General features: G+C 34.4%; 10 protein-coding genes, 1 pseudogene and 1 CRISPR repeat array. Of the genes and pseudogenes, 3 read left to right on the top strand and 8 right to left on the bottom strand.

Annotated features, from left to right (window positions below; genetic code table 11):
• Both BPMYX0001_RS25255 and BPMYX0001_RS25250 read left to right on the top strand, forming a co-directional pair.
• Window positions 1-307, top strand: a pseudogene (locus tag BPMYX0001_RS25255) (FtsK/SpoIIIE domain-containing protein); the annotation flags it as partial.
• Complete coding sequence (locus BPMYX0001_RS25250) at window positions 246-860, top strand: replication-relaxation family protein (protein ID WP_033799360.1); 615 nt, start codon at window positions 246-248, stop codon at window positions 858-860. The pseudogene BPMYX0001_RS25255 and the gene BPMYX0001_RS25250, both read left to right, overlap by 62 nt.
• Here the strand turns inward: BPMYX0001_RS25250 and BPMYX0001_RS25245 are convergent, their stop codons facing one another.
• From BPMYX0001_RS25245 to BPMYX0001_RS25210, 8 genes are all read right to left on the bottom strand, one after another.
• A complete protein-coding gene (locus BPMYX0001_RS25245; protein WP_033799359.1) occupies window positions 861-1,091 on the bottom strand; it encodes a helix-turn-helix transcriptional regulator in 231 nt (76 codons plus the stop codon). It lies immediately after the preceding gene.
• A gap of 504 nt (window positions 1,092-1,595) precedes the next feature.
• Window positions 1,596-2,881: a CRISPR direct-repeat array (repeat unit 32 nt; unit sequence ATTTCAATCCACGCACCTATAAGAGGTGCGAC).
• Window positions 2,882-3,049: 168 nt separating this feature from the next.
• Window positions 3,050-3,340, bottom strand: a complete 291-nt coding sequence (gene cas2 / locus BPMYX0001_RS25240; protein WP_033799358.1) for a CRISPR-associated endonuclease Cas2 — start codon at window positions 3,338-3,340, stop codon at window positions 3,050-3,052.
• Window positions 3,341-3,349: 9 nt separating this feature from the next.
• Entirely contained in the window at window positions 3,350-4,381 is a 1,032-nt protein-coding gene (gene cas1c / locus BPMYX0001_RS25235; protein WP_033799357.1) for a type I-C CRISPR-associated endonuclease Cas1c, read from the bottom strand.
• The gene (gene cas4, locus BPMYX0001_RS25230) at window positions 4,378-5,037 is read right to left on the bottom strand and encodes a CRISPR-associated protein Cas4 (protein WP_033799761.1); all 660 of its coding nucleotides are present in this window, start codon (window positions 5,035-5,037) and stop codon (window positions 4,378-4,380) included. Before cas4 ends, cas1c begins: the two co-directional genes overlap by 4 nt.
• Window positions 5,027-5,887 (bottom strand): type I-C CRISPR-associated protein Cas7/Csd2, encoded by an 861-nt coding sequence (gene cas7c, locus BPMYX0001_RS25225; protein WP_006097004.1) that lies wholly within the window; start codon window positions 5,885-5,887, stop codon window positions 5,027-5,029. Before cas7c ends, cas4 begins: the two co-directional genes overlap by 11 nt.
• A 2-nt stretch (window positions 5,888-5,889) precedes the next feature.
• Window positions 5,890-7,803 (bottom strand): type I-C CRISPR-associated protein Cas8c/Csd1, encoded by a 1,914-nt coding sequence (gene cas8c, locus BPMYX0001_RS25220; protein WP_006097003.1) that lies wholly within the window; start codon window positions 7,801-7,803, stop codon window positions 5,890-5,892.
• A complete protein-coding gene (gene cas5c / locus BPMYX0001_RS25215; RefSeq protein WP_033799356.1) occupies window positions 7,804-8,523 on the bottom strand; it encodes a type I-C CRISPR-associated protein Cas5c in 720 nt (239 codons plus the stop codon).
• Between the two features lie 201 nt (window positions 8,524-8,724).
• Window positions 8,725-11,154, bottom strand: coding sequence for a CRISPR-associated helicase/endonuclease Cas3 (locus tag BPMYX0001_RS25210; RefSeq protein WP_033799355.1), 2,430 nt, complete (start codon window positions 11,152-11,154; stop codon window positions 8,725-8,727).
• Window positions 11,155-11,367: 213 nt separating this feature from the next.
• Here BPMYX0001_RS25210 and BPMYX0001_RS25205 point away from each other — a divergent pair.
• A partial coding sequence (locus tag BPMYX0001_RS25205; RefSeq protein ID WP_279626198.1) for a Y-family DNA polymerase occupies window positions 11,368-12,402 on the top strand: 1,035 nt, incomplete at its 3' end.

Below are 12,402 nucleotides of genomic sequence, written 5' to 3'. Positions count from 1 at the left end.
TCAATATCCAACCTCTGACACATTGCCAAGGCAAATCAAACAAAATGCTGATGCAAAGCTAGGTTTTCGATTACCAACAGTGGTTGCTTCACAAGTTGCTTTGGATGAACCAGGTCTTGAAGAGCTGCCTTCCCTTCCAGGAAGAGCATTATTTAAGACTGATCGCACAGAAGAAATTCAGGTACCTTATTTAAAGGATATGGACATGTGGGAATTACTGAAGCAATACAAGGTGGTGAAACAAAATGAGGCATCAAACACTCAAACAGAAAGCGAGACAAATCGAGATTTTATCCACTTTGAGTAAGTTAGATTTTGCAACCAGGAGACAATTGCAAGCCATCCACTGCCTAGGAAGTATTCGAAATGCAAATCGTGTACTAAAGGATCTGACTCCGTATTGTCATATTACTAAAATAGCTCGTGAGCATGTATATTATTTAAATAAAAAAGGACGTGATTTATTAGGAATTACAAGAGAAGTAAAGAAAAGTAGTCAATTACAGCACATATTAATGAGAAACGAAAGCTGGATGTGGCTTGGATTTCCAGAATGGAAAACAGAAAGATCTATAGAGCTTTCAATCAATGGTCAACGGTATCAGATTATTCCTGACGCAACGTATTTTGAAGATAATGTTCCCCATTTCGTTGAAATAGATCGTATGCAACATATGAAGGCAAACGAACATAAAATACAGTTATATGGCCATATAACAGATATTTACAAAAGACAGAATGCTATTGTTCCAGTAATTATCTTTTTCACATTATCAGACTATCGACAATCAAAGTTAGAGCAATATGCTGTAAAACAAAATGTGTTTATGAGAACTTTTGTGATGAATGATATTTTTTAACTAAAGCCAAAAATCATTGTAATCTACATTTTTATTTGTTAACTTTTTTAAAGTATCAATAATCTTGGAACCAGTTTTTAAAGACGGAAGAAATGCATTTCCTTTGCATAAACGACTAATCGTCCCTTGACTTACACCGCTCCTTTCTGCGACTTCCTGTTGAGTTAAATTATGCTTATCTATAAATTTACCAAATTTACTCCTAGGTTTCCCTACACCAAACCAACTCATATTCTCACCTCGGAAAATCATTATTTATAAATCTAGCTTGTCCAAATCTATAATTTTTAAAACCTTCAACAAATTGTAATTTTGGTGTAGTTTTTATCATAAAATAAATTAAGAAGTAAAAATGAAAAAACATGTAATAATTTTGTGGAATGTAGCATTCATAGTAATAGCTACAAGTTGCTGATACACTATCCTAATGGCAACTTGTTGCAAAGGTTATGACTAAAAAATAAAAAGTTGAAACCTCTTCTGCCCGAAGGGATTCAGCTTTTTTAGTTTCATTTGAATGGAGTCTGGAAAATTTGAAAGGTGAAAAAGAGAAGAATAGGAGTCGAAATATGAAATTTTTTATAGCAAGCAGTAGGCGTCTCAATTGGGAAGCCAAAGTAGTTAAGTAATATTGTAGAACGAGACCTTGTTTTATTAAGAAATTGGTGAAGTCTATTTGGATAGAAAAAAGAGGTGCGACCTGATTTTTTGCTAATTTGTTTTTGTCTCATTTGGATTTCAATCCACGCACCTATAAGAGGTGCGACATTTAGATCATGAGCTAAATCCGCTTGTCTTAATATTTCAATCCACGCACCTATAAGAGGTGCGACCGCACCTAGAGTGTTCTATGACGCTTCAATCAGAATTTCAATCCACGCACCTATAAGAGGTGCGACAGAGAATCTAAAGAACTACCAAACAACTATTTATATTTCAATCCACGCACCTATAAGAGGTGCGACACATATTCTGTAGTTCCGTCGCCCACATCTATATATTTCAATCCACGCACCTATAAGAGGTGCGACTAGAGATTTTTTATTTGATATTTAATGTATTTTATTTCAATCCACGCACCTATAAGAGGTGCGACCTTGCTTCGTAGAGAATACAGCGTCCACAACAGGATTTCAATCCACGCACCTATAAGAGGTGCGACACAAGTTTCTTGGAAAGGAAGCGATTTAAATGATGATTTCAATCCACGCACCTATAAGAGGTGCGACAAATTTTGATACTGATTTAGATGAATCGATATCAATTTCAATCCACGCACCTATAAGAGGTGCGACATAAAGGTCCAAAAGAGCAAATGAGCAAGAGAAATTTCAATCCACGCACCTATAAGAGGTGCGACTGTTTTTTAACGTTTCATGTTCGGATTTGTTTTTATTTCAATCCACGCACCTATAAGAGGTGCGACGAGGAGTATAAACAACAAGAGTAAGCCAGCTAGATTTCAATCCACGCACCTATAAGAGGTGCGACTTGCGGACTGGGCGAAAAAGTCACCGCTCTTTACTATTTCAATCCACGCACCTATAAGAGGTGCGACATCATTAGCTTTGTTGAAAAAAGGGATTAAAACAATTTCAATCCACGCACCTATAAGAGGTGCGACATTACTTCGTACAACACAACAATCCTAGCATGATTATTTCAATCCACGCACCTATAAGAGGTGCGACTAAAAAATATGAAGAGGTAATCAAGCTTAAAGGATTTCAATCCACGCACCTATAAGAGGTGCGACCCAAATTTATTATCAGGTTCGTTCGGTTAGAGATATTTCAATCCACGCACCTATAAGAGGTGCGACAGTAAAACTATAAAGGAGTGACAAAAATGGCTGAATTTCAATCCACGCACCTATAAGAGGTGCGACAAAATCAGTTAACAATTTCTCTTGTTTATACTCTAAATTTCAATCCACGCACCTATAAGAGGTGCGACTTTATTCGTATGATATAAAATCAGCCTTTCCCAATTTCAATCCACGCACCTATAAGAGGTGCGACTGCGATTTGTGTTCAAAATAATACACAAATACGTTAATTCTGTTCAAAAGTATGCAAGTTTTTTATTTGATAAAGAAATTTGTATAGAAAATCATAAATTTTAATCATAAATTATGAAAATTTAGGTGCGAATGTACTAGAGATTTTATGTATGCTATACGTTCGCACCTAAAAAATCAAAGGACTTTCTAAATCAATTGATTCTTTTACACCGATATGTTCGACCTTACTTTTATAGTTGTTACCTAACTGATAAAATCTGAGACTATCCTCACTTTCATCAATAATTTTAACTAGTTCCATCTTTAAAGTAGCAAATTGAGTTGCATCTACAACACATTCAAACACTGAATTTTGGACTCGTTGACCATAATTTTGACATACTTTTGAAACTTTTCGCAGTCTTTTTTGTCCTGCACCGCTAATAGTGCTTACATCATACGTAATTAATACTAGCAAATGTTACACCTACTTCCATAAAAATGGTGGATACTCATCTAAGTCATTACGTAAATAACGAGCCAATAACAAAGCTTGTGCATGTGGTACTAATCCCCAAGATATTTGTTCCCCAAGATATGGATGTGTCATCTTTTCTTTCTTTTTATTTTGCCAAGCTGCTAAAAATTTCTTTCTAGCTTCATCTGTCATGATAACAGATCCATTTTCTTTTTGTAGAAAATTCCCTTTATTTACGACTCTTTTATTAATTAATGATAAGACAAATTTATCTGCATATACCCCTCGTAGCTCTTCCATGGTATCTAAAGCTAAAGATACTCTTCCTGGTCGATCTCGATGTAAAAAGCCAACATATGCATCCAAGCCAACCCCCTCTAATGCAGATGTCATATCATTTGCTAATAATGTATAAGCAAATGATAGCATTGCATTCACATTATCTAATGGAGGTCTTCGAGAACGTTTATTGAAATAAAAATCTTCTTTTTGTTGTAGGATCATTTGATTAAATAATTTATTATAACTTGTAGCAGCCTGCCCTTCCAACCCTCTTAATCTTTCTAAATCCTCACACTCTCTTACTTCAAGAATGATAGATGATAAGTGTTGGGAGATTTCTTTGAATTGATCCACATCTATTCGTAATGGGTAATCTCGAGTCATTCTTTCAATTATCCATTTATTATTGTAAATCTTTCCAATAATAAAGTTGCGCGCAATTTTAGCCGACATGACTTCATCTTCTGATATACGATATTGTTTCTTTCTTAGAATGACATTTCCCTTACTTTTTCCGATAACTCTCGCAAGAAATTGTCCATACATTGTTAAAAATACTAATGAAATATTTTTTTCTGCACAATAACCCATAAGTGCAGGACTTGTACCAGTATAGCCAAAAGATACGATCGATTCTAAGTTATGGAGTGGCAACCTTCCTATCTTCTTTTGCTCCTTAAGAAGAACAATATTATCACCATCTAATGATAAATAAACGTCTGATTGAGTTATAAATAATGTATTAAGAAGTTTTTTCATTCATGAATCTTCCCTTCAATATAACTTTTTACAGATCTTTTATTCATTAATTTTGGTAAGCAAACATTTTGAAGGGAACAATTTTTGCAAAATAATCCAGTTTTTACTTTAGGTGTATGCTTGCGTTTATAATAATCATACATTTCTTTGACAATTGACCTAACTTTGTTTTTATCATCTGCTGTTAGCGGTACTTCGATTCTGTGTTTTATTTCATTATAGAATATATAACCTGTATTTATTTCACAAAGCAGCATTTCTTCTAGACATATAGCTTGTGCTGTTAATTGTAAAACATCCGAATCGTTCATTTTTGGTTTCCCGCGTTTATATTCGATAGGATGAGCAATATATTTTCCTTCAGCACCATTTATTTCAATACCACTATTATCTTTAATAAATTCAACCACATCACAAATACCTGTAATTTTAAGTTCATTTGACTTTATAGGCAGCGCACGAACAGTAAGTTTGTTTCCTCGTTTTTCTTTAATAAATGGTTGATCAGCTTTTTGATGAAGATACTTACCCTCAATCGTTCTAACGTTTTCTTCCCATTGCTGTTCAATATGGATGAGAGCCCATTGTCGTTTGCAAAATTGAAAATGTTGAATACCAGATAACATTAGATAACTATTTTCTTCATTACAGTCCATCAATAATCGCAACTTTTAAACCATCTAATTCATGTACCAAGATGGTATAGTCATCAATTGTTTTTGGTTCGTCAATATTCCGCTTAATATCCAGTAAACGGTGTACTTTTGCAGAAGAGTACTGACCAAGTTTTGAATTATGCTCCCACCAACAAACTTTATGTACTTCTATACTTCCTTCAGGACGTGCTGCTGACGCATCATTTTCAAACAATGTAACAAGTGCATTTTTAATCTTTAGCGCGTCCTCGTTAGTAAAACCTGTCTTTTCTGCTAATTGTGTATTAATACTTCCATAAAAAACATAAACTCCAAAATCGACACGATGCTTCATTCCCATCGTATCTGAACCTTTATCATTTCCAGGCTCAGAATTTACACTTTTCGTAATTTGCATACTAGTGATGTCAATCGGATCAACACTAGTTGCCGTATGAATAGAAACAGGTCCTCTTACTCCAACAGAGACACCTTTTCCGGATCCTCCTTTAAATGCAAAAACTTGTCCAAAGCTCCTTACATCAATCCACTCCTTACATGCGACTGAAGCAAATTGCTCATGAGGATTTTCTTTCGATTTTAATGCTTTTACCAAATCTACATTCGTCTCTGCTCTTTCCCTTAAGCTATTAAACTGATCTACCTTCCTGTCATTTGACTGAACAAAAATAGATTCCTCCATATCCTGAAGACGATTTCTAATCTTTCTTTTAATGGCTACATCAGAGATTTCACCATGGCCATCATAATTTTGCCTCGGACGATTTCCGTTCAAAGGATCTCCATTTGGATTAGCCTTGGTAACAGATAGAACAACTGCAAAATCGATTTTATGGTTTAAAGTTGTCATTTTTAATTCTCCCCTCTATTATTTACTGATTCATCTAGTGAAACATTATTTTCCTTTTTTTGATACAACTCATGTCGCTGACTATAAAAGCCTAACAAGTATCTGCCAGATAGCGGTTTATTATTGAAATCTCCGATTTTTATTTTTGAGCCAACCTCATCAATTAACTTGTTATAATACGAAACTTTCTCTCCTAAACGTGCTTGATATGGTTGTAAAGCCCCTTGAATCGTCCTCCATGTTCTTTCCGGATGTTGCGAAAAGGAATTCATATATCTTCTAGCATTTGTGGCACGTTGATCACTTGTATTTAAAGACTTTCTTTCCAAAACATCTGCAATTGCAAGAAGACGTCCGAATAGATAATCACGATCATTATTTTCCTTATCTAATACCATTTGATATCCCTCCATTGTATTAATTAATGCACATGTAATGCTTAGTGTTTTTTCCCATTCCCATCTTTCCATTGATACAGGGTTTGATGCACGCTGAATGGCACTTCTGACGATGTCGAATGGAATTTTTTTTTCGTCTATAATACAAGGTAGTATACGCTCCATTAATCCTTTGACTATTTTCTCATTTGCTTTTGGTCCATAAGCAGCAAACGCAATATCTTTCGTTGATGGTGCTCCATAAAATTTAACAAATTCATTATCTTTATTTTTACGATAACGATGTTCCCATACACAAGTGGAATGCCAGTTCTTTAACCTGTTTAAATATAGATTTTTATCCATATTACGGTAATAAAGAACAGCTAATCTACCTGTTGTCGCTGAATCAAGCAAGAGAATATTTACATTGGCACTGGACGATAAATTATTTTTATAGCCATCAATCGCCTTAGCAACTTCATCGGCAAATTGCTCGTGTGTATAAGACTTAATTTCTCGTTTTTTCGGTAGTCTTAAATCCATTGAATAAATGTTGTAGCTGTCTTCTACAAAATCTGGAATATCCTCCGAATCATTACCCCAGACAAGAAATACACGTTGATCAACAATTTTCCCTTGCTTGTTAATGAGCCATTTCAACGCATTATGTGCTTTTTGTGACACATCGTAACTGATATTAGCGACATCATTAGCCTTGTGAAATCTTCCTCTAAATGTAAAGCCGCTTGTATCATTTGCAGAAATCAATTTCGCTTTGTCCCCTGCATTTCTGATTTTATTGGCATGTTTGTCTGTACTTGGCATTATTTTTCCTGTTACATAGCAATAATCATCTTTACCCAAAAAGTTGCTATAAAACTTGATAAAAGAATCGTACATTTCAGGATCTTTCCAGACCTTTGTCAGCATCTTATTCGGAGAATACACATTAAACCTTACAAAAGCACTTTCTTGGTTACCTGTAACTACTGAAAAAATAGGTGGCTTTTCACCAAGGAATGCTTCAGCCTTTTTATCCCATGCTTCAATCAATTCTCCATTTGTATCAACATGCAAAATTCCTTTTTCAACTAAATCCTTTATTAGTCGCCTCTTGCTTAAATAAGTATAGATACTTTTTACCTTAGCTGTAGCATATGGAGATACTGTCCATCCCTCTAATTGATTTATGTAGTATGAGAAAGGCTCTTCTTTTTTGATTTTTCCGCCATATGTAACAAAATCACCTGCCACATAACTTAATTTATCATGTAATGGATAGGGAGCTATTTTGGATCCAGCCCTGTTTGCTGAATTCTCTGTACATGGAATCAATGTACTTGCATCGCTTTTATCAATGATTTCCGCCGTGTGAAATTCACCGTCTTCTGTGATTGAAACTTCAATATGGGCTGTTTGAGTGGTATGAGAGATAGGCAGCAATGTATATTCTTGGCCATTATATTTTTTTTCAATTTTACCGACTCGATCTAAATTTGATTGATACGTCTCGTACAAATTCAATAGCCAACTCATTTATTCACCTCCTTCTTCTAATTGTTTTATAAGCTCATCAACTGATTCAACGTTTGAACGGTCAAAAACCTTTGGCTCCATCTTCGCTATTTTACGGACTTTTGTACATTCTTCCGGTCGGATGAATTGAATGATTCCATCTCTCATTACTGGATTCCATAAACGAACTTCTAATTCGTTTCTACCTGTTTCATCTGGATAATTGAGCCCATGAACCATTGTGCCTAAATGAATATCTCCACCATAATTATCATAAAAGCCTTTGCCTTCACCAAAAACACAAGGTTCCACATATCCTTGGCACTCTCTCGTTCCTAAAAAAATGTCTCTACGTCCGCCAGCTTTAAGTGAACGTTTTAGGATGTTATGATGCTTAAATTCGTTGTGGTCAAAAGCTAAATCTGGTCGATGAGGATTAAAGATAAAATGAGCCTTGATCTGATATCGAACATCCTTTAAATATGTGTAATTTGCGAGTGTATTCCCGCCACCATATTCAATCGGACGAATACCTTTTGACTCCATTTTGATTGCATTCATAATTCTTATTTTATCGACCACCATAAGAAGAGTCGGCTTCCAGTATATTGATTCGACGATGCCCTTAATAGCTTGGTAAGTCGGTACTTGATAAGAGAATTTTTCTCCTCCCATTTTCATCAAGGGATCTGTAAATAGAGCGTAATCACCAAATAATTCAAACTCAATAGAATTTCTCAAAGATTCTCCCCACCCTTCTTGGATTTTTCTGATAATTTAATGATACCTTTCCTCTGTAATAACATCAATAAATGGTAATCATATATTGTGAGAAAGGTATGAATGTTTTTGGATAGGTTATAATAATTCGTCACTATTATTAGTGTGAATTGAAAGGTATTTTATATAATAAAAAACCTATCTCAAACAAAGATAGGTTTTTTAAAATATAGCTGTCTTAAAATCGCTCTCATTATGAATGTCTAAACCATATTCATCATTATAGGCACTTTCCTTCAAAGCTAAAATTTTCCCATCAAAATAGTATACAAGACCATCGTTTTTAATCAATTGTTCTTTTTCATAGCTGAATAAATTAACTGTATACTGTTGTGCCTTTCGTAATAATTGGCTTAGATTCTCAATGGAACTACTGCTATTTAATTCTGCGATGATATCTTTACCATCTTCATATGGGACAATAACTGAAGTTGTTAGATCATCAATGACGCGGAAATGTTCGGCTGCTGTCCGGTAGCTATTTACAATAAATAATGGAACGTCCTTTTTGTCGTGTTTATGAATATATGCTCGACGATAACTATTTTCTATTCTCGGTGCAGATAATAGCTCTGTCATGTTCTTTTTAAGTTTTGGAATAAAGTAATTTAAACCAGATTCAAATTCTGTATAATATTCTTTAAAATATCTTTTCATTGCTTCCCTTGATAAAATATGCCCTCCGTGACTTTTGTTGTTACGCTTCAAATCCACAAGAATTTTTTTCGTAATTTTCTTTCCGATTTTAATCTCCTGTAAACGACTTAGGTTTTCCTCTTCATAATCAATCACATAAACATTCTGTATGCCCTTTTCCCCATGACGATTACACCTTCCTGCCGCTTGTGCTATAGAGTCTAACCCAGATAAGGATCGAATAACACACTCAAAACTCACATCTACACCAGCTTCGATTAACTGTGTGCTGATGCAAATGATTTTTTTTCCATCCCTGAGGCACTTCCTAATCTCTTCTAAAATTTTGTGTCGATGGGCTGCACACATTGTTGTGCTTAAGTGGTAAATAGGAATATTTAATTCTTGACTCTGTAATCGTGTATATAAATCTCTCACAACTGATTTTGTATTTAAAATAATTAGGATATTTTGTACTTCCCCAATTTTTGTATGTATAAATGTTGTGAGTTTGTCATTATTAAACGTTTCATTAGTTGCTTTATCAATGATTTCTACTCTTTTAAATGATTCAATTACATAATCGAGATTAGTAATCATTTCAGCATCTGCATTTATATCTAATTTCTGTTCTACAAAGTCCAAAGCGGGTTGAGTGGCAGTACAGAGAACTAGGCTGGAACGACTATATATTTTTAAAAAATTCAATGCTTGATTAAATAATGAAACGCATGAAATAGGAACTTTTTGTACTTCATCAAAAATAATAATTGACTCACTTAAATTATGGAGTCTTCTAGTATTTCTACTTCCTTTTGCGTAAAACACATTTAGAAACTGAACCATGGTTGTAAAAATAACGGGCGAATCCCAATTATCTCTAGCTAGCTTTAATTTTTGTTTTACGTTAATAATACCGTCTTCACTTTCATCATTATCATTCACTTCTTCAACTATATTTGAATGATGTTCTAAAATATTTGCTTCATCTTTTAAGATTTTTCGAACTTCTTCCGCATTTTGCTCAATAATTGTTGTGTAAGGTACAACATAAATAATTCGTTTTTTATTATGGATCTTGGCGTGTTTTAGTGCATATCTTAAGCTTGCTAATGTTTTACCACCACCAGTTGGAATAGATAACGTATATATTCCTGATGGCCTCTCAGCAAATTGATCACACTGATCTGACATCTCGGCTCTTAAAATGTTAATGGGGGTAATTGCATTCTGTTGTTTTTTAAATGAATTGATTTTTATCATGAGCTTTTCGTAATATATATCAAATAACTCGTCAGAATTTATTACGGATTCTACACTTTTTTCTTCTTCAAATAATCGGGTGTTTGTTCTATCGGCATCAATTAATGTACTAAAGATAAATTTAGTTAAAAACATTAATTGTTTTTCAGTATTTTCCGGGGATTCTTTAAGTAAAAAACTTTCTAGTTCTACAGTGGCTTTGTCAACATACTCATGAAAATCTGTCTCGCTCATAACATATTTAAAAAAGAATTGCTTTGTCATATCAAATTCACTCAATTCTTTATCTCGCACTCTATTTAAATATGGTGATTCTAAATTAGGATTGAAAAAATCTTGAAGGTATCCATGGTGAGAAATAATAGCATTTCCTACTATTTCAGATATTATCCCTTTATAAGGAATAACATTTTCTGTATGGAAGAATTGATATAAAAATTTTCCGCCTGCAGTTGAATGATCAACACTTCCTCTTTTAGGTGGAGAATTAGGGTTATTTACTGCTTCCAATATGTACTCTCTAAACTCATTGGAATATTTACCTAGATCATGGAGCATGCCTGCTAAACCGGCTAAATGTTTTATCCCAATTTTTTCTCCGTAGGTTTCAGATAGTTCTTTTACCCCTAATAAATGCTCTCCGACAGTTTGTACCTGCTTGTCACTTTCGCGGATGTGAGCAATATAGTTCATTCTATCTCCCTCCAATATATAGTTTTAAAAAGTCGCCCCTCTTACCATTTTAACATGTAAAGAGATAGACAGGACTTAAGGGTTCGACCTCCCTCTTCGTTCTTAATTCCGGTCGTTATAATTTCACGTACTAAATTTTTAGTTAAAAAATGATTGTATAATCCAAAATAATAGGTTTATAATAGGAACAAACGTTCTGTTTTGAAGGGTGAAATGATGTTTGATTACTCAAAGTGCATGAATCGAATGATTTTCTGCATAGATTTATGTTCATTTTTCGCCAGTTGTGCATGTGTTATGAGAGGTTTAGATCCATTGAAAGTGAAATTAGCGGTCGTCGGGGACGTGAATAGAAAGGGATCAATTGTGCTTGCTTGCACTCCCGAACTGAAAAAACTGGGCATTTCGACAGCAACGAGATTATACGAAATTCCAAAAGATCCAAACATCATTATTGTAAATGCAACTATGGGAAGGTTTGTTGAAATTTCTAATCAAATTACTGAAATATATACAAAGTATGTAGCATTAGAAGATCTACACGTTTTTTCGATAGATGAGTGCTTCCTTGATATGGAACAAACAGCGCATCTATTTGGTCGTGATCCTATTGTAATTGCTGAAAGAATTCAAAAAGAGATATACGATACAACGGGTATAACCGCATCCATCGGAATTGGGCCGAATTTATTTCTTTCAAAGGTTGCTCTAGATGTGGAAAGTAAACATTCCAGGTCTAGGATTGTATTATGGACATACGAAGATGTTCCAAAGAAACTCTGGAATATCAAGCCACTCAAAGATGTATGTGGAATCGGATCAGCTACCCAGGATGCATTACATGGCATGGGACTGTTTTCCTTACAGGATGTTGCAAATACACCCAAAGAGCGTTTAATAAAGCGATTTGGAAAGGTGAAAGGTGAAGAGTTACATCGTTTTTCATTTGGTATAGATGAAAGCCGTATTGCTAATAAATACATACCTAAAAGTACGTCCATAACAAAAGGACAAATCTTATTAGAGGATTGTTATAGTCTCAATAAGTTGAAGTTACTTATTTTAGAACAGATTGAGGAAACGTGTTTTCGTCTTCGATCTATGGATAAATGCTGTAGGACGGTTGAACTTGCTATAGGTTACAGCAAGTACATTGGTGGAGGGTTTAAGCGAGCAATTACATTAGATCAGCCGACATGTTTAACAGAAGATGTCTATGAGGCATCTTTACAATTATTAAGAAGATTC

Source organism: Bacillus pseudomycoides DSM 12442 (assembly GCF_000161455.1).
GTDB classification, from domain to species: Bacteria; Bacillota; Bacilli; order Bacillales; family Bacillaceae_G; genus Bacillus_A; species Bacillus_A pseudomycoides.
The sequence above is the reverse complement of the archived record's forward strand: the minus strand, read 5'-3'. Positions and strand labels throughout refer to the sequence as shown.